The sequence below is a fragment of the Streptomyces sp. WZ.A104 genome, assembly GCF_002382885.1.
In the GTDB taxonomy this organism is placed as follows: Bacteria; Actinomycetota; Actinomycetes; order Streptomycetales; family Streptomycetaceae; genus Streptomyces.
Window position 1 is genome coordinate 23496 of the sequence record NZ_NWVL01000017.1, and the last position, 19077, is coordinate 42572.

At 71.2% G+C, this 19077-nt stretch carries 11 protein-coding genes and 2 pseudogenes; 6 read left to right on the forward strand and 7 right to left on the reverse strand.

Annotated elements, in window-relative coordinates; all coding sequences use genetic code 11:
- Positions 1-182 precede the first annotated feature (182 nt).
- The 3 genes and pseudogenes from CIB93_RS38820 to CIB93_RS11895 form a co-directional block, all read left to right on the forward strand.
- A pseudogene (locus tag CIB93_RS38820) lies at positions 183-580 on the forward strand (trehalase-like domain-containing protein); the annotation flags it as partial.
- On the forward strand, positions 550-690 hold the full coding sequence (locus tag CIB93_RS37865) for a hypothetical protein (protein ID WP_179500069.1): 141 nt from the start codon (positions 550-552) through the stop codon (positions 688-690). The pseudogene CIB93_RS38820 and the gene CIB93_RS37865, both read left to right, overlap by 31 nt.
- 51 nt (positions 691-741) lie before the next feature.
- Positions 742-1008 (forward strand): DUF6011 domain-containing protein, encoded by a 267-nt coding sequence (locus CIB93_RS11895; RefSeq protein WP_096626757.1) that lies wholly within the window; start codon positions 742-744, stop codon positions 1006-1008.
- A gap of 6 nt (positions 1009-1014) precedes the next feature.
- Here the strand turns inward: CIB93_RS11895 and CIB93_RS11900 are convergent, their stop codons facing one another.
- Positions 1015-1890: an acyl-CoA thioesterase II gene (locus CIB93_RS11900; RefSeq protein WP_096626758.1), complete on the reverse strand. Its 876-nt coding sequence runs from the start codon at positions 1888-1890 to the stop codon at positions 1015-1017.
- A 34-nt stretch (positions 1891-1924) separates the two neighbouring features.
- The gene (locus CIB93_RS11905) at positions 1925-4498 is read right to left on the reverse strand and encodes an RNA helicase (protein ID WP_179500070.1); all 2574 of its coding nucleotides are present in this window, start codon (positions 4496-4498) and stop codon (positions 1925-1927) included.
- A gap of 77 nt (positions 4499-4575) precedes the next feature.
- On the opposite strand from CIB93_RS11905, the gene CIB93_RS11910 reads away from it, so the two are divergent.
- Both CIB93_RS11910 and CIB93_RS11915 read left to right on the forward strand, forming a co-directional pair.
- Positions 4576-5367, forward strand: a complete 792-nt coding sequence (locus tag CIB93_RS11910; RefSeq protein ID WP_096626760.1) for a metal-dependent hydrolase — start codon at positions 4576-4578, stop codon at positions 5365-5367.
- Between the two features lie 100 nt (positions 5368-5467).
- Positions 5468-7003, forward strand: coding sequence for an ATP-dependent DNA ligase (locus CIB93_RS11915; protein ID WP_096626761.1), 1536 nt, complete (start codon positions 5468-5470; stop codon positions 7001-7003).
- Positions 7004-7046: 43 nt separating this feature from the next.
- On the opposite strand, the gene CIB93_RS11920 is transcribed toward CIB93_RS11915, so the two are convergent.
- Positions 7047-8408 carry an NAD(P)/FAD-dependent oxidoreductase gene (locus CIB93_RS11920; protein ID WP_096626762.1) on the reverse strand — a complete coding sequence of 454 codons (1362 nt, stop codon included), beginning with the start codon at positions 8406-8408 and terminating at the stop codon, positions 7047-7049.
- 201 nt (positions 8409-8609) lie between these two features.
- Between CIB93_RS11920 and CIB93_RS11925 the strand changes: the two are divergent.
- A pseudogene (locus tag CIB93_RS11925) lies at positions 8610-10182 on the forward strand (fused MFS/spermidine synthase).
- Positions 10183-10422: 240 nt separating this feature from the next.
- On the opposite strand, the gene CIB93_RS11930 reads toward CIB93_RS11925, so the two are convergent.
- From CIB93_RS11930 to CIB93_RS11945, 4 genes are all read right to left on the reverse strand, one after another.
- Positions 10423-14694 carry a trypsin-like peptidase domain-containing protein gene (locus tag CIB93_RS11930; protein WP_096626763.1) on the reverse strand — a complete coding sequence of 1424 codons (4272 nt, stop codon included), beginning with the start codon at positions 14692-14694 and terminating at the stop codon, positions 10423-10425.
- 42 nt (positions 14695-14736) lie between these two features.
- A complete protein-coding gene (locus CIB93_RS11935; RefSeq protein ID WP_096626764.1) occupies positions 14737-15105 on the reverse strand; it encodes a CU044_2847 family protein in 369 nt (122 codons plus the stop codon).
- Between the two features lie 189 nt (positions 15106-15294).
- Positions 15295-17076: an ABC transporter ATP-binding protein gene (locus CIB93_RS11940; protein WP_096626765.1), complete on the reverse strand. Its 1782-nt coding sequence runs from the start codon at positions 17074-17076 to the stop codon at positions 15295-15297.
- Positions 17073-18932 carry an ABC transporter ATP-binding protein gene (locus CIB93_RS11945; protein ID WP_096626817.1) on the reverse strand — a complete coding sequence of 620 codons (1860 nt, stop codon included), beginning with the start codon at positions 18930-18932 and terminating at the stop codon, positions 17073-17075. The genes CIB93_RS11940 and CIB93_RS11945 overlap by 4 nt, the downstream gene beginning before the upstream one ends.
- Positions 18933-19077: the final 145 nt, after the last annotated feature.

Sequence of the window (19077 nt, forward strand, 5' to 3'; positions counted from 1 at the left end):
CTGTCGGACGGAGCTCCGCCCGGCAGGCGGCCCGGAGCTCACTCCAGTAACGCGGCCCCGGCTCCGTTCGGCAAACCGGACAACCGCCCCGGGCGCACGGCACGGACGTGTGCCGCGCACCCGGGGCGGGAGTGCCGGATAGTGAGGGGACGGGGGCCCGATTCGACCGGGAGGCAAGGCGCATGGACCGGTATCCCCCGATCGCCGACCACGGGCTCGTGGGCGACCTCCAGACGGCCGCACTGATCTCCTCGCGGGGAGTCGTCGACTGGCTCACCGCCCCGAGACTCGACGCGCCCAGCGTCTTCGCCGCACTGCTCGACCACGACCGCGGCGGCTACTTCCGGCCGGCACCCGAAGGCCGCACGCACACGTGCAAGCAGCTCCAATACCCCGACACCGCGGTCGTCGTCACCCGGTTCCCGGCACCCGACGGCGTCGGAGAGCTCCTCGACTGGATGACCCCGATCCGCTCCGGCGGGCCGACCGACCGGCACCCCCCGTCCGCACCGTGCGCTCGGTACGCGGCACCGTGCGCTTCGGCCTGGAGTGCCGGCCCCGGTTCGACTACGGCCCCGCCCCAGCGGCGAACAACTGGGCAACCTTCCCCAGGCGTTCACCCATCTCTCGCTCATCATGGCGGCCCGCACCCTGGACGAGGCGCTCGACCGGCAGCGGGACCGCACCTGAGCCCGGACGCCCCCGCGGGCGGTCACGGAGCCGTACTGGCAGGATCGGGGGGTGGACACTCCCGATGCCTTCCCCGAACCGCTGCCCGGGGCCGCCGGAGCCGTCGGACGGCCCGTCCCACCGGGCTCGGCGGCCGACGACGGGACACCCGAAGGGCGCCGCCTCGTCCGCTGTCGGCTCTGCGGCCGTCCCCTCACCGGGACCGACTCCCGGCGGGCCGGCCTCGGGCCGTCCTGCGACGCCAAGCTGCACCCCGCACCGCCCGACATCCGCACCCGCCGCCACGAGGTCGACCAGGACCCGCTGCCGGGCACGTAAGGCGCTCTACCTGCCCTCCAGCCGCCGGAACAGCCCTTCCTGCACCACCGACACCAGCAGCTGCCCCGAACGGTCGTAGATCCGGCCGCGTGCCAGGCCGCGTCCGCCCGTCGCGATCGGCGACTCCTGGTCGTACAGGAACCACTCGTCCGCCCGGAACGGCCGGTGAAACCACATGGCGTGGTCCAGGGACGCCATGTCGAAGCCGCGCGGGCCCCACAGCGGCTCCACCGGGATGCGCACCGCGTCCAGCAGCGTCATGTCGCTCGCGTACGTCAGCGCGCACGTGTGCACCAGCGGGTCGCCGCCCAGCGGGCCCACCGCACGCATCCACACCGCACTGCGCGGATCGGCGTCCTTGATCTCCTCGCTCGTCCAGCGCAGCCGGTCGACGTAACGGATGTCGAAGGGCTGGCGCCGGGCCATCCGCTCCAGCGCCTCCGGCAGCGCTCCCAGGTGCTCGCGCACCTCGTCGGCGACCGTCGGCAGCTCCTCCGGGTCCGGGACGGTCCGGGCGGGCGGCAGCTGGTGTTCGAACCCCGCCTCCTCGGGGCGGTGGAAGGACGCCGTCAGGTTGAAGATCGTCCGGCCCTCCTGCACGGCCGTCACCCGCCGGGTGGTGAAGGACCGGCCGTCCCGCACCCGCTCCACCTGGTAGACGATCGGCACCCCGGGGCGCCCCGGCCGCAGGAAGTAGGCGTGCAGCGAGTGCACCGGCCGCTCCCCGTCGGTCGTCCGGCCCGCCGCCACCAGTGCCTGGCCCGCCACCTGGCCGCCGAAGACCCGTTGCAGCGACTCCTGCGGACTGCGGCCGCGGAAGATGTCGACCTCGATCCGCTCCAGGTCGAGAAGGTCGACCAGACGCTCGGCCGGATTCGTCATGCGCTCGCTCCCCACTTCGGCCTCAGGGGCCCGCTCACAGCTGGCCGACCTCGGTGACCCGGACGACCGCCCGGCCCTCCTCGTCGGACGCGGCCAGGTCCACCTCGGCCTGGATACCCCAGTCATGGTCGCCCGCCGGGTCGGCGAACGCCTGCCAGACCCGCCACAGCCCGTGCGCCGGGTCCTCCTCGATCTTCAGCAGCTTCGGGCCGCGCGCGTCCGGGCCGGTGCCGATCTCCTCGTGCGCGTCCCAGTACGCGTCGAGCGCCTCGCCCCACGCGTCCTCGTCCCACCGGGAGTCGCCGTCCAGCTCGCCCAGGTCGCGGACCCGGTCCAGCGCGGCCAGTTCCACCCGGCGGAACATCGCGTTGCGCACCAGCACCCGGAAGGCGCGCGCGTTCGCGGTGACCGGCTTGACCTCGTCGGCCCGCTCCTGGGCCTGCTCGGCGGTCTCCACCTCCGGGTTCGCCAGCTGCTCCCACTCGTCCAGCAGACTGGAGTCCACCTGACGCACCATCTCGCCGAGCCACGAGATCAGGTCCTGGAGGTCCTCGGACTTGATGTCGTCCGGGATCGTGTGCTCCAGCGCCTTGTACGCGCTCGCCAGATACCGCAGCACGATGCCCTCGGTCCGGGCCAGCTCGTAGTGCGAGGTGAACTCCGTGAAGGTCATGGCACGCTCGAACATGTCCCGGATCACCGACTTCGGCGACACCGGGTGGTCGCTCACCCACGGGTGGCTCCTGCGGTACACGTCGTAGGCGTGCCACAGCAGCTCGCTCAGCGGCTTGGGGTACGTGACGTCCTGGAGCCGCTCCATCCGCTCCTCGTACTCGACCCCGTCCGCCTTCATCTGCCCGACGGCCTCACCGCGCGCCTTGTTCTGCTGGGCCGCCAGGATCTGTCGCGGATCGTCCAGCGTCGACTCGACGACCGAGACCATGTCCAGTGCGGACGAAGGGGATTCGGCGTCCAGCAGATCGAACGCTGCCAGCGCGAACGTGGAGAGCGGCTGGTTCAGTGCGAAGTCCTGCTGGAGGTCGACCGTCAGCCGCACGATCCGCCCCTCGGCGTCCGGGGTCTCCAGCTGCTCCACCACCCCGCCGTCCAGCAGCGAGCGGTAGATGGCGATGGCCCGCCGGATGTGCCGCAGCTGCGCCCGGCGCGGCTCGTGGTTGTCCTCCAGCAGACTCCGCATCGCCTCGAACGCGTTGCCCGGGCGCGCGATGACCGCGAGGAGCATCGTGTGCGTGACCCGGAAGCGGGAGTTCAGCGGCTCCGGCTCGGACTGGATCAACTTGTCGAAGGTGGTCTCCGACCAGGCGACGAAGCCCTCGGGAGCCTTCTTGCGGACCACCTTGCGCTTCTTCTTCGGGTCGTCGCCCGCCTTCTTCAGCGCCTTCTCGTTCTCGATGACGTGCTCGGGGGCCTGCGCCACGACGAACCCGGCGGTGTCGAACCCGGCACGCCCGGCCCGGCCCGCGATCTGGTGGAACTCCCGCGCCCGCAGGGTCCGCACCCGGGTGCCGTCGTACTTGGTGAGCGCCGTGAACAGCACCGTACGGATGGGCACGTTGACACCGACGCCCAGCGTGTCCGTCCCGCAGATCACCTTCAGCAGACCCGCCTGTGCCAGCTTCTCCACCAGGCGGCGGTACTTGGGCAGCATCCCCGCGTGGTGCACGCCGATGCCGTGGCGTACGTAACGGGAGAGGTTCTGGCCGAACTTGGTGGTGAAACGGAAGGCGCCGATCAGGTCGGCGATCCTCTCCTTCTCCTCCTTCGTGCACATGTTGATGCTCATCAGGGACTGCGCCCGCTCGACGGCCGCCGCCTGTGTGAAGTGCACGATGTACACGGGCGACTGCCGGGTGTCCAGCAGCTCGGTCAGCGTCTCGGTGATCGGCGTGAAGCGGTACTCGTAGCTCAGCGGCACCGGGCGGGTCGCCGAGCGCACCACCGAGGTGGGGCGGCCGGTGCGCCGGGTCAGGTCCTTCTCGAACATCGAGACGTCACCGAGCGTCGCCGACATCAGCACGAACTGGGCCTGCGGCAGCTCCAGCAGCGGAATCTGCCACGCCCAGCCCCGGTCCGGCTCGGCGTAGAAGTGGAACTCGTCCATCACGACCTGGCCGATGTCGGCGTACTTCCCGTCGCGCAGCGCGATGGAGGCCAGCACCTCGGCCGTGCAGCAGATCACCGGGGCGTCCGCGTTGACCGAGGCGTCACCGGTGAGCATCCCGACGTTCTCGGTGCCGAAGAGCTTGCACAGGTCGAAGAACTTCTCCGACACCAGCGCCTTGATCGGCGCGGTGTAGAAGGTCACCTTGTCCTGGGCCAGCGCGGTGAAGTGCGCGGCCGCCGCCACCAGGCTCTTGCCCGAGCCGGTCGGGGTGGAAAGGATCACGTTCGCCCCGGAGACCACCTCGATCAGCGCCTCCTCCTGAGCCGGATAAAGCGTGATGCCCTGGCTCTCGGTCCATGACGAGAAGGCCTCGAAGAGGGCGTCCGGGTCGGCGGTCTGCGGCAACTGGTCGATGAGGGTCACGCCCCCATCTTGCCTGTCTTCCGCGCGGATGAGGGAACCGGCCGACGGCACCAAGATCATGGGCGATACGCTGCGGACTCAACCAGCCCGCGCCGCACCGGTGATGGGCACACGACGCACTGGGGGCGGAAGCGACCATGATGGGACCGGCACACTCTCTGTCAGGGGCAGCGGCCTGGCTGGGGGTGGGTGCGGCGGCCGCCGCCGCGGGCCACACGATGCCCTGGCCGGTCCTGGTCGTCGGGGCGCTGATCTGCGCGGGTGCCGCACTGGCCCCCGACCTCGACCACAAGTCCGCGACCATCTCGCGCGCCTTCGGACCCGTCTCCAAGGCCCTCTGCGAGATCGTCGACAAGCTCTCGTTCGCCGTCTACAAGGCCACGAGGAGCAAGGCCGACCCCCGCCGAACCGGCGGCCACCGCACCCTGACCCACACCTGGCTCTGGGCCGTCCTCATCGGCGCGGGCTGCTCCGCCGCCGCCGTCTTCGGCGGCCGCTGGGCCGTCCTCGGCGTCCTCTTCGTCCACCTGGTGCTCGCGGTCGAGGGCCTGCTCTGGCGGGCCGCACGGGTCTCCAGCGACATCCTGGTCTGGCTGCTCGGCGCCACCAGCGCCTGGATTCTCGCCGGAGTCCTGGACCAGCCGGGCCACGGGGCCGACTGGCTCTTCGACGCCCCCGGCCAGGAGTACCTGTGGCTCGGCCTGCCCATCGTGCTGGGCGCGCTCGTCCACGACATCGGCGACGCGCTCACCGTCTCCGGCTGCCCGATCCTGTGGCCCATCCCGGTCGGCCGCAAGCGCTGGTACCCGATCGGCCCGCCGAAGGCCATGCGCTTCCGGGCCGGCAGCTGGGTGGAGATGAAGGTGCTGATGCCCGCCTTCATGGTCCTCGGGGGAGTGGGAGCGGCGGCGGCCCTCAACTTCATATGACGCACAGGGCGCGCCGCGGTCGGGCGGCGCGCCCGGTGCCTCTTCGCCGAGGGCGCCTCCTCGGCGGGCGGCGTGCCCCGGCCCGTAGCACCATGGCCGCATGCTGCTCGCCGAGCTCGCCCGGGTGTCCCTGGAGGTCGCCGCCGCATCCGCCCGGTCCCGGAAGGTGGCGCTCCTGGCGGGTCTCTTCCGGGACGCCGCACCCGACGACGTGCCCGTCGTCATCCCGTATCTCGCCGGACGGCTGCCCCAGGGCCGGATCGGGGTCGGCTGGCGCACCCTCGGTGACCCCGTACCGCCCGCTGCCGCACCCACCCTCACCGTCACCGGGGTCGACGCGCGGCTGACCGCCCTCGCAGCCGTCTCCGGCACCGGCTCCCAGGCCCTGCGCCGGGAGCACCTGCGTGCCTTGTTCGCCGCCGCCACCGAGGACGAGCAGCGCTTCCTGCGGGCCCTGCTCACCGGCGAGGTACGCCAGGGGGCCCTGGACGCCGTCGCCGCCGACGCCCTGGCCCGCGCCGCCGAAGCCCCGCCCGCCGACGTCCGGCGCGCCGTGATGCTCGCCGGGTCGCTCCAGGAGGTCGCGCGGGTCCTCCTCGCGGACGGCCCCGGAGCGCTCGCCGCGTTCCGGCTCACCGTGGGAAGGCCCGTACAGCCGATGCTCGCGCACACGGCCGCCTCGGTCGGGGAGGCCGTCGACCAGCTGGGCCCCTGCGCGGTGGAGGAGAAGCTCGACGGCATCCGGGTGCAGGTCCACCGCGACGGCGACCGCGTCCGCGTCTACACCCGGACCCTCGACGACATCACCGACCGGCTGCCCGAGCTGACCGCTGTCGTCGCCGCGCTCCCGGCGGACCGCTTCATCCTCGACGGCGAGGTGATCGCCCTGGGGGACGACGGCAGGCCCCGGGCGTTCCAGGAGACCGCCGCGCGGGTGGGCTCACGACGGGACGTGGCCGGTGCGGCGGCGCACGTGCCCGTCGTGCCCGTCTTCTTCGACGCACTGTCGGTCGACGACACGGACCTGCTCGACCTGCCCTTCACCGAACGCCATGCCGCCCTGGAGCGCCTGGTCCCCGAGCACCTCCGGGTCCGGCGCACCCTCGTCGCCGACCCGGCGGACCCGGCGGCCCGCGTAGCCGCTGAGGCGTTCCTCGCCGAAACCCTGGAGCGCGGCCACGAGGGCGTCGTGATCAAGGACCTGGCCGCCGCCTACAGCGCGGGCCGCCGGGGTGCGGCCTGGCTCAAGGTGAAGCCCGTGCACACGCTGGACCTGGTGGTGCTGGCCGCCGAATGGGGGCACGGTCGACGGACCGGGAAGCTGTCCAACCTGCACCTGGGCGCCCGCCGCGCCGACGGTACGTTCGCGATGCTCGGCAAGACCTTCAAGGGGCTCACCGACGCCCTGCTGGCATGGCAGACCGAGAAGCTGGGCGAGCTGGCGACCGCTGACGACGGACACGTGGTGACCGTACGCCCGGAACTCGTCGTGGAGATCGCCTACGACGGGCTCCAGCGCTCCACCCGCTATCCCGCCGGGGTCACCCTCCGCTTCGCCCGCGTCCTGCGCTACCGCGACGACAAGACCGCCCAGGAGGCGGACAGCGTGGAAACGGTCCTCTCCAGGCAGCGGTGAGGGAGCCCCGCGAAGACGGCGGGGCTCCCTCGGGCGGTGGCGGTCAGTGCTGGATGACCGTCGACTCGATGTGCGCCTTGACCTGCTCGGGTGTCAGATAGGCGTCGGTGTACTCGAAGTCCCGCAGCGTCGCCGGTTTGCGGGACTGGAACCCCGTCCGTACGAAGTCGTCGCCGGCGACCGCGTTCAGCAGCCAGTTCGTCAGGACCCGGGTCTTGGCGACGTTCGTCCGCAGCGCCGACCAGTGGTAGCCCCGTGCCACCGCCTGCGCGGCCGTCCCGTGCAACTCGACACCCAGCGGCTTGGACACCGCGTCCCGGCCGCCCAGGTCGACGACGAGCCCCAGGTCCTTGTGGACGTAGTCCTTCGGTGGCAGACCGCGCAGCGAGGCGATCAGGTTGTCCGCCATCACCCGGCCCTGGCGCATCGCGTGCTGCGCGGTCGGCGGGCAGACCGCCCCGTCGCCCTTCGCCAGGTCGGGCACCGCGGCCGCGTCGCCGAGCGAGAACACCCCGTCCGTGCCGGGCAGTTTCAGCTGCGGCGTCACGGCGAGCCGACCGCGTACCGTCTCCGCGCCGAGCGTGGCGATCAGCGGGCTCGCGGCCACTCCGGCGGTCCAGATCAACGTCCGGCAGGGCAGCACCCGGCCGTCGGTGAACGTGACCTCCTCCGCCGCGGCCTTGGCGACGGAAACCCCGAGCGACACCTCGATGTTCCGCCTGCGCAGCACCTCCAGGGCGGCCTGCCCCAGCTTGTCGCCCAGCTCCGGCATCAGCTTGGGCGCGATGTCGATGAGGTGCCACTTGATCAGCCGGGGGTCCAGCCGGGGGTAGTGCCGGATCGCGTTCGTGGTGAGCCGCTGGAGGCAGGCGGCCGTCTCCGTGCCCGCGTACCCGCCGCCGACCACCACGAACTGGAGCCGGGAGGCCCGCTCGGCCTCGTCCTGGCTGGCGTCCGCCAGATCGAGCTGGGCGATGACGTGGTCACGGACGTACGCGGCCTCGGCCAGCGTCTTCATGCCCCGGGCGTGATCCAGCAGCCCGGGGATGTCGAAGGTCCGGGTGACGCTGCCCGCCGCCAGCACGATGGAGTCGTACGGCTCGTTCACGATCTCGTCCGTGATCTTCCGGATCACGCAGACCTTCGCCTTCGTGTCCACTCCGATCGCCCCGCCCGGCACGATCCTCGTCCGGTGGCGGCGGCTGCGGCGCAGCGACACCGCGACGGACTGGGGCGTGAGCACACCGGAGGCCACCTGGGGGAGCAGCGGCAGATACAGCTGGTACGAGAACGGTGTGACGAGCGTGATCCGAGCCTCGCCCGGAGCCAGCCTGCGCTCCAGGCGGCGTACGCACTCGACGCCTGCGAAACCGGCGCCGACAACGAGAATCCTGGGTGGTGCCACGGTCTGCGTCCCTTCTCGGGCTTGCGTGGTTCTGCGCTCGCCTGCCCCGTATGCCGGGTGATTCACCCTCATCCTCACCGGACGTCCAGGCATCCGCCTCCTGGCAGGGGTGAAACGGGGTCCGCCCACCGGGGGCGGACCGGCCCCGGAGGCCGGGGCGCCGGGCGGATTCGCCTGCGCACCTTGCCCGTTGAGGCGGGAATGGGCCGGTCGGCCGCATGCGAGGATGCTGCCGTGACCCCACCGCCCTCCCCGCCCGTGGCCGACTCCCCGCCCCGCGACCGAGGCCTGGGCCCCCGCGCCGCCGCGGGCCTCGTGTTCGGCTCGTCCGCCGCGGTCCTCGTGGTCGAGATCGTCGCGCTGCGGCTGCTGGCCCCGTATCTCGGCCTCACGCTGGAGACCAGCACCCTGGTCATCGGCATCGCCCTCACCGCGATCGCCCTCGGCTCCTGGCTGGGCGGGCGCGTCGCCGACCAGGTCGACCCGCACCGGCTCATCGGCCCCGCCCTGGGGGTGTCGGGCGTTGTCGTCGCGCTCACCCCCCCTGCTGCTGCGCACAACCGCGGAGTGGGCACCGCCGCTGCTCCTGCTGGTCGCGGCGGTGACCCTCCTGGTGCCCGGCGCCCTGCTCTCCGCCGTGACACCGCTGGTGACCAAGCTGCGCCTCACCAGCCTCGCCGAGACCGGGACGGTCGTGGGACGGCTGTCGGGGGTGGGCACCTTCGGCGCCATCGTCGGCACCGTCCTCACCGGATTCGTCCTGGTCTCGCGGCTGCCGGTCAGTGCCATCCTCATCGGCCTCGGGGCCCTGCTGGTGATCGGCGCCGCCCTGGCCGGCTGGCGGGCCCGCCGCTGGCGGCGGGCCTCGGCCGTGGCGCTGGCCACCGTCGTCGCCGGCTCCCTCGCCACCGCGTTCGCTCCCGGCGGCTGCGACGCGGAGACCCGCTACCACTGCGCCCGGGTCGTCGCGGATCCCGGCCGGGAGAGCGGCCGCACCCTGGCCCTGGACGGCCTGCGCCACTCCTACGTCGACGTCGAGGACCCCACGTACCTCCGGTTCGGGTACATCCGGGCCCTCGCGGCGGTCGTCGACACCACCTTTCCCGGGAGCGCGCCGCTCGCCGCCCACCACCTCGGCGGCGGCGGCCTCACCTTCCCCCGCTACCTCGCGGCCACGCGCCCGGGGACCCGCAGCCTCGTCTCCGAGATCGACGGCGGGGTCGTCCGCATCGACCGCGAACAGCTTCGGCTGGGCGTGTCCACCGGGATCGACGTGCGGGTGGAGGACGGCAGGCTGGGCCTGAGGCGGCTGGAGACCGACAGCCGCGACCTCGTCGTCGGTGACGCCTTCGGCGGCGTCAGCGTGCCCTGGCACCTCACGACCTCCGAGGCGCTCAGGGACGTGCACCGGGTACTCAAGGACGACGGGCTGTACGTCGCCAACCTCATCGACCACGGCGAGCTGGCCTTCGCCCGTGCCGAGGCCGCGACCCTCGCCTCCGTCTTCGAGCACGTCGCTCTCCTCGGCAGGCCCGCGGACATCGGCCTGGACCCGACCGCGAGCGTCGAGGGCGGCAACCTCGTGATGGTCGCCTCCGACCGGCCGCTCGACGCCCCCGAGATCCAGGAGGCCCTGGACACCCGGGAGACCGGCTGGCGGATCGCCACCGGTGACATCGTCGCCTCCTGGACCGGGGGCGCCCGGGTCCTCACCGACGACTACGCGCCCGTCGACCAGCTCCTCCAGCCGCACCGCACCCGAACGGTCCGGTGATCCTGTAGGTTCCACGGCTTCGTGCGCACTGACTCCTGCCGTAATGCTTGAACCCGGGCTTGATGCGCAATGCCGTTGCTAGGCAGTGGTGCGCAACCTTGGGCTGGTAGGTGACACGAAAGGGTACTCAGAGTGAGATATGCCGCGCGCTGACACGCGTCGCGGTGGGCCCGCGCTCCTCGCTTCAGCGGTGGCTGTGTGGAATGTCCCTCGCGGCGGTGCGAGCCGTGACACCTGGCATCAGGAAGGGCAGATCTCGGTCGGCAGGCCGTTGGAGAGTCCGCCGCGTTCGTCGTCGGTGAGATCACGGCCGAGGACGGAGCACAGGTGCCGCTTCCAGAGGGCGGGGTCTAGGCGGAACAAACCGATGCGGCCTCCAGAGACGGGTGAGCGCAGAAGCGCCTTGCCGTCCTTGGCGGCCGCCAGGAAGCCCTGCTTCTCCCCAAATTCGTACGTCTCCCGGTACGCGGGGTCGTCCGCCTTCAGGAAGCTTACGGAACTGTCGTTGGCCATGAAGAACCCGGAGCCCCCGATGCTACCCGCCGCCCACCGGTTAGGGGTCAGCGGCCCGAGCGGACCCACCACTCTCTTCGGCGGCTGCCCAGGTTGCACCGACCACAGCTCGACCAGGCCGCCTATGCTCTGCACGGCCGCGTAGCGCGAGTCCCTCAGGAACACGGCCGTGTTCAGGTCGACTCCGAGGCGTACACCAAGTCCTTTGTTCTCCTTGCCTGTTCGCAGATCGACAACGTGCACGTCCGGTTCGCCGCGCACGGTGACCCCCACGTACCCCGGCTCGGGGTGGTTGCCCACGAAGTAGTCCGGTCGGTCTTTCGTGGTGAGCTGAAGGTCACGTAGGTCGATCGGCGGCGTCACGCGGCGGCCCTCGCGAGCATCCCAGTGCTCGACGAGTGTGCCGGAGACTGTCAGGAGCCGATCGTCATCGAGGAAGCGGAAGACAACCAGTTCCGGCTTGCCGTCTTCGCCGACGGGAGGTTGTGACACGGTGAACTCGGTCACCCGGCGCAACGAGGGCAGTGCGCGAACCGTGATCCGGTTCAGGTCCGAGACATCCGCCACCAGCGTCTCGGCGTTGTTGACCCGGAGGGCCTGGTTCGCGTCCGGAGGCGTTTTGGCATCGCTGTCCACTTCGGCGAGAGTTCTCTCCTCCCCTTCTGTTTCCATGACGCGCAGACTGTCGCTGTCCTTGCCCACACGGACCACCATCCTGCTTCCGTCGCCGAGCAGCGTCGGAGGGCTGTAGGTGCTGACGTCCTCCAACTTTGCCAGCGCCCATCCAGTCACCGCGTCCTCGTTCCAGGTGACCATGACAGGCTCGCGCGAAGTCCCGAGAAGAGGAAAATTCTTGACGTCCTGCAGGCTGTCGGGCCCGAAGAACCGCTGAGTCCTGCCGCCGTCTCGAGTGTGGACCAGGTCCCACTCGCCCGTCGCGGAGAGCACCGCGAAGCGGTCGCCTTCCTCGTCAACGGCCACATCACTGCACGAAGTGTCGTCCCCGCGACGGTATTGGCCCAGCACCTCTCCGTCCGCCACGCGTACGGCCTGGTAGTGGGCCTGTCCGCCCACGTTGGGGTCAGGCTTGTCTTTCCGGCAGACGATCACCACGCTGCCGTTTCCCGACACTCCGATGCCATCGAATTCGAGGCCCTTTGCCAGTTCACGCATCGTCCCGGCACCGATATCGACAGCAACCACTGACTGCTTCAGGACCGACCCGGGGCTGCGCTGGGCCACGAGTGTGTTCCCGTCCGGGCCGAACCACACGTTCATAAGCCCGGAGACCTGGACCGGAAGCTCCCGAGGCTGTCGCGTCTCCAGGTCCCACACCTGCACCGGCCGCTTCGCCGACGACGCCGGCACGCCGACCAGTCGACGCCCGTCCGGGGAGAAGTCCATGATCTTGACGTTGAGCCATTGCGCACCCAAGGAGATGTTCTTGAGCGCACCGCTGAGCTGCTGTGGCGGCCCTACCAGCTGTTTCCCTGAGGGGGTCACGTCGTGCCAGACCACCACCCCGTCCACATCGCGCAGGTAGGCGATCCGTCGCCCATCCCTGCTGACCACGGGGGACAGGACGTGGTCGGCGAGGCGGAGTTGCTCCTGTCTGACCCTGCCCTTCGCCGTGCGGACGAAAAGGGTCGCGCGGCCGAACTTGGTCGTCACCAGCGTCACTCTGCCGTCCGCGCTCATGGCGGCCGCGTGGACTGGTCCCTCGGCCCCCGTCAGCACCCATTTCGCGTCCTTGAGTTCCTCGTACCGGCGCATCAGCGCACTGCGGGCCTCTTGTGTCGGAGCGGCCTCGTACGCCGCGAGCGCCGCCAGGGCAGCCTGCCCGGGGTTGCTGTCCGTCAAGTCGTCCGACTGCACCGCAAGCGTCCGGGACCGCCCCTCGGCCTCCCGGTGTGCGCTTACCTGTGATTCCTGCACGAGGAACGTGCCCAGCCCGGCGATCAGCAGAAGGGTCAGGGCCACCGCGACCCACCCCGCACGTGCCCGAACCTGCCGTGCCCGCTGGCGCTGACGGGCCAGCGCAAGGAATTCCCGCTGGTCCTTGGTCAAATCCGTCTCGCGTCCGTGCAGCCTCGCTTCCACGGCCGCGAGCTGAAGGGGGCCGGGCAGCAGATCGGCCGAGCCGTCCGCCTTTTGCCACCGCTCCAGATCGTGCTGTACCTCCGCCCGCCCCGTCAGGAAAGCAGCATCGGCCCGGACCAGCTCCGCCAGGGCCGGCCATACCGCGATCAAAGCCTCGTGGGCCAGCTCCGCGCTCTCCGGTCGGCCATCACCTCCGTACAGGACCAGCAGGCGCTGCTCGGCCAGCGCCTGCGCCAGGCGCCAGCGTCCTTCTCCCGCCTCTTCGCGTGTCAGGGCGCGCCGCAGCGGAGCCTCGCCGCCCGGCAGCACCCGCACCAGCCCCGTCAGCAGCCGTGCCGCTTCGGCCTCACTCTCAGGTGGGACGCACTTCCGCCACGCCTCCTCGGCATGGCGCCGCAGTGCGCCGGATACTCCGTCGATGTTCTCGTACGTCGCGGCCTGTAACCGTCCGGCGGCTCGTCGCTGCCACAACTGCGCCAGGACGAACCCCAGAAGTGGCAGAACTCCCGGCTCGCCGCCCGCATCGTCCAGGATGCGGCGGTCAAGCCCGGGGTCGTACTCGACCGCCGGAATGCGCTTGAGCGGTTCGGTGATCACCGCGTGCAGCTGGTCCCGGGCCATGGGAGTGAGCGGAAGTGTCACCCCGCGTTTCAGCGCGGGACCCAGGTGCGAGTGACTCAGTGCTGCGTCCATGAAGTCGGCGCGCAGGGTGACGAGAACCCGCAGGGCGGCTGGCTGCCGCTGCGGGAACAGCAGCTCGACCGTCTCGGTGAGCTCAGGCTGCGGGCGGTTCAACAGTGCCTCGGCCTGATCGAGTACGACCAACAACCGTGACGCCGGCCGTCCTGTTACCCGATGGAAGGTGTCCGCAAGCCCCAGCTCACTCAACCAATGGTCTACTTGGTCGGCGTTCTGCGCGCGCGGGGGCCGCCCGTACTCCCCCGATCTTGCGATCTCGAACAGCTCGGTGGCGAGCGCGGCCCGCAGGGAAGAGGAACGTGTCGCGTTGACCTGCAGAATCCGGTAGCCGTCCTGCCGCATCCTCGGCACCACACCGGCCAGCGCGAGCGACGACTTGCCGCAGCCCGACGGCCCGTACACCGTCACAGTGGGCTGATCGCCCCGCAGGGCGGTGACGACTCGCTCGATGTCGTCGTCCCGGCCGAAGAAGACATCCGCGTCGTCCTCCTGAAAGGCGGACAGACCACGAAAAGGCGTAGCCGGGCTCATGTACGGGGCGAGGTCGGGTACTTCCTTGAGTAAGGTTCTCGTCCGCAGGACGAACGCCTGCTGGGCCTCGCGGACCGACTGTGCCGCCACCATCATCCCGACGACAGCGCCCAGTTTGTTGTCCCAGACCGGGCTCCCGCTGAAACCCCCCTTGACGTGCACGGCTTCATCGTTGGCCCGCGAGAGCTGGATCCAGCCCGGGCGGGTGGGCCCCCGGAACCTGCCGCTCTGCCAGATCCCTTCCGGGTTTTCGTCGGTGAAGCCCACGGTGCGCGCATCGTGGTCCCATACGCCGCTCTGCGGGTCGGCCATGGGGAGCGGACGGGCTCCGGGAATCCGGTTCCGCAACCGCAGCACGGCGATGTCCCCGGTCTGATCGGGCCTGATCGGCATCCAGTGCTGGACCTCGGCACGGTGGTCGCCCCCGTCGACGCCGTCGGCGTTTCCGGCCAGCGGCACGTCGACCGTGACCTCGGTGCCGGCCTCCACCGTGTCCTCCCGGGGCCGGTCCAGCGCGTCCGACACCACATGAGCGCAGGTCAGCACCAGGTCCGCGGCGATGAGGAAGCCAGCGCCGCCGATCGCACCGTCCGGCCCCTTAACACGGACGACCGCCGCGACCAGTGACGGCTCCGCCTCCCCGGTGTCGTGCTCCTGAATCTCCGTCACTGCGCCCCCCGAGCCCCGTTGTCGCGCCTGACTGGGTCAACTTCACTGCGATGTATTCCCGTTGGGGTCGCTCGCGTCACTCCTGTTCCAGGTCAGGCTCACGGAGAAATTGGCCGCTGTCGCCGTGCTGGCAATGACCACGTCCGCCTCGGCCGACAGCGAAACCCCGAACTCCAGCGTGATCTCGTCCGGCGCGTTCGCCAGCCCTTGGAACCGCCCCACGAAGCTCTCCGCCACCGGACGCACGGTGTCCAGCATCTGACCGAACGACCGTTCGGCGCGCGCTATGGAGCGGCCTCCGCGCCCCACGCGGACCAGCGTCTCGTCCACCTCCCGGATCTGGACACGCACGGACTCGTCGCTGCCGTCCCCCAGGGGGACTTCTACCGTGTGGACAGGGCTGTCGCTCATGACTCTCCTCCGTTGCTCGGGAGTTGGAGATCGTAGCGGCAGGCCCCTCTCTGATCACAGACACCGACAACGATAGCTACGGACTGCAACGAATGCGCATCGAGCCTTGGATCTGCGCATTCATCGCGCATCCTCAGCCGACACCGCGCGCCGACTCGCGGATGCTGGAGATCCGGCGGGCCCGCCGCATCACCCGTGCCAGGACCGCCACAGCGACGCGTACGCGCCGTCCGCCGCGACCAGTTCGTCGTGGCTGCCCAGCTCGCTGATCCGGCCGTCCTCCACCACCGCGATCACATCCGCGTCGTGCGCGGTGTGCAGCCGGTGCGCGATCGCGATCACCGTGCGGCCCTCCAGGACCCGGGCGAGTGAACGCTCCAGATGGCGGGCCGCCCGCGGGTCCAGCAGGGACGTCGCCTCGTCCAGCACCAGCGTGTGCGGATCGGCCAGCACGAGACGGGCCAGCGCGATCTGCTGGGCCTGCGCCGGGGTGAGCGCGAAACCGCCCGAACCGACCTCGGTCTCCAGCCCCTCGTCCAGGGCCCTCGCCCACCCGTCCGCGTCGACCGCGGCCAGCGAGGCCCACAGCTCCGCGTCCTTTGCCCCGTCGCGGGCCAGGCGCAGATTGTCCCGGAGCGAGCCGACGAAGACGTGGTGTTCCTGGTTGACCAGGGCCACATGCTCGCGGACCCGCTCCGCCGTCATCCGCGACAGCTCCGCCCCGCCGAGTGTCACCTCGCCGGTGCGCGGGGCGTAGACCCCGGCGAGCAGCCGGCCCAGCGTCGACTTGCCCGCGCCCGAGGGCCCGACCAGGGCGAGCCGGGTGCCCGGAGCCACGTCGAGCGACACCTTGTGCAGGACGTCGACGCCCTCCCGGTACCCGAAGCGGACGTCGTCCGCCCGCACCTTCCGGCCGTCCGGGCCGATCTCGGCCTCACCCGCGTCCGGCTCGATCTCCCGAACGCCGACCAGCCGGGCCAGCGATACCTGGGCCACCTGGAGCTCGTCGTACCAGCGCAGGATCAGCCCGATCGGGTCGACCATCATCTGGGCCAGCAACGCCCCCGTCGTCAACTGCCCGACCGTGATCCACCCCTCCAGCACGAACCAGCCGCCGAGCAGCAGAACCGCGCCGAGGATCGTCACGTACGTCGCGTTGATGACGGGGAACAGGACCGAGCGCAGGAAGAGTGTGTACCTTTCCCACGCCGTCCACTGCTCGATCCGCCGGTCCGACATGGCCACCCGGCGGCCGCCGAGGCGGTGCGCCTCCACGGTCCGCCCGGCGTCCACGGTCTCCGCGAGCATCGCGGCGACGGCCGCGTAACCGGCGGCCTCCGAGCGGTACGCCGAGGGGGCCCGGCGGAAGTACCAGCGGCAGCCGACGATCAGCACCGGCAGCGCGACCAGCACGGCCAGCGCCAGCGGGGGAGCGGTCACGGCCATCGCGCCGAGCAGCAGCCCGGCCCACACGACACCGATCGCCAGCTGCGGCACGGCCTCCCGCATCGCGTTCGCCAGCCGGTCGATGTCCGTGGTGATCCGGGACAGCAGATCGCCGGTCCCGGCCCGCTCCAGGACGCCCGGCGGCAGCCCCACGGACCGTACGAGGAAGTCCTCGCGCAGGTCCGCGAGCATCTCCTCGCCCAGCATCGCCCCGCGCAGCCGCATGCTGCGGGTGAACAGGGTCTGGATCACCAGCGCGAGCGCGAAGACCGCGACCGTGCGCTCCAGATGCAGGTCGGTGACCCCACTGGACAGGTCCTCCACCAGTCCGCCCAGCAGATACGGCCCGGTGATCGAAGCGATCACCGCCACCGCGTTGACCGCCACCAGGACGGCGAACGCCCTTCGGTGCCGCCGCAGCAGACTCCGTACGTAGTTCCGTACGGTCGTCGGCGTGCCCACGGGCAGCGTGGTGGCCGACTCCGGGGCGGCGGGGTCGTACGCCGGGGGTGCGACGCCGATCATGCCCTCTCCTCGACTTCCTGGATGCTCTTCATGGCGGGGACCGCTCCGATGCCGTTCAGGGCGCTCGACGCGGCGGCCTCCTCGTCGGTCTCACGCGTGACGACCGCCCGGTAGCGCGGTTCGGTGCGCAGCAGTTCGCGGTGGACCCCGACGGCGACCACGGTGCCCTCGTGGACGAGGACCACCCGGTCGGCGGCGTCCAGCAGCAGCGGGGACGAGGCGAACGCGACCGTCGTACGGCCCCGGCGCAGCTTCGCGATCCCCGCGGCGACCCGCGCTTCGGTGTGCGAGTCGACCGCGGAGGTCGGCTCGTCCAGCACCAGCGCCTCCGGGTCGGTGACCAGCGACCGGGCCAGCGCGAGCCGCTGGCGCTGACCGCCGGACAGGGACCGGCCTCGCTCGGTGATCCGGGTCCGCATGGGGTCCCCCTCATTGTCGGGGGAGGCCTGCGCCAGGGCACTCAGCACATCCCCGCACTGGGCCGCCTCCAACGCCGCCTCCGCGGTGACCAGGCCCGAGGACGGGATGTCCAGCAGCTCCTGGAGCGTGCCGGACAGCAGCACCGGGTCCTTGTCCTGGACCAGCACCGCGGCCCGGGCGGCGTCCAGCGGGATCTCGTCCAGGGCGACCGCGCCGAGCAGCACCGACGGAACCTCCGCCGACGGCCTCCCCTCCTTCCCGTCCGCGCCGTCCTCTTCGCCGCTCTGCGCGTGTCCGCCGAGCCGTTCGGCCAGCCATCCCGCCTCGTCCGGGTCGCCGCAGACCACGGCCGTGAACTGCCCCTGGGGGGCCATCAGCCCGGTCGCCGGGTCGTAGAGATCGCCGGACGGCGTGACGCCCTCGACCGTGACGTCCCGGGAGCTGCGGTGCAGCGACAGCACCCGCACCGCGCGCTGGGCGGACGGCCGCGAGAAGGAGTACGCCATGGCGATCTCCTCGAAGTGGCGCAGCGGGAACAGCATCAGGGTGGCCGCGCTGTAGACCGTGACCAGCTGGCCGACGTCGACCCGGCCGTCCCGGGCGAGCGTCGCCCCGTACCAGACCAGCGAGATCAGCAGGATGCCCGGCAGCAGCACCTGCACCGCCGAGATCAGCGCCCACATCCTCGCGCTGCGCACCGCCGCCCAGCGGACCTCCTGGGAGGCGCGGCGGTAGCGGCCGAGGAACAGCTCCTCGCCGCCGATGCCGCGCAGCACCCGCAGCCCGGCGACCGTGTCCGAGGCCAGCTCGGTGGCCTGCCCGGCCTTCTCGCGCTGTTCGTCCGCGCGCCGGGTGGCGCGGGGCAGCAGTGGCAGGACGGCCAGGGCGAGCACCGGCATGGCGATCGCCACCAGCACGCCGAGGGAGGGGAGATAGACGACCAGGCCGACGCAGATCAGCACGAGGGCGGTGGCGGCCGCCGCGAAGCGGGAGAGCGCCTCGACGAACCAGCCGATCTTCTCCACGTCACCCGTCGAGACGGCGACGACCTCACCGGCCGCGACCCGGCGCGTCAGCGCCGCACCCAGCTCGGCGGTCTTCCGGGCCAGCAACTGCTGGACCCGGGCGGCCGCGGTGATCCAGTTGGTCACGGCGGTGCGGTGGAGCATGGTGTCGCCGACGGCGATCATGACGCCGAGGGCCAGGATCAGACCGCCGGCCAGTGCGAGGCGTCCGCCGGAGCGGTCGATGACGGCCTGGACGGCGAGGCCCACGGTGACCGGAAGACCGGCGATGCCCAGCTGGTGGAGCAGCCCCCAGGAGAGGGACTTCAGCTGGCCCGCGAGCTGATTGCGCCCGAGCCAGAACAGGAATCGGGGGCCCGAACGGACATCGGGGTCGCCGGGATCCGAATACGGAAGGTCGCGAATCTGCATGACGTCCCAGGGCTTGTGAACGGGGCTGGTGAAAACGGAGACCCCGTGGAGAACGGAGACCCCCATGGGCAGCGGGCATCTCCATGGACAACGGAGATCCCCCCGTGGATCTCGCTACGGGGTGACGTGCAAGGCTCCCTGTTCG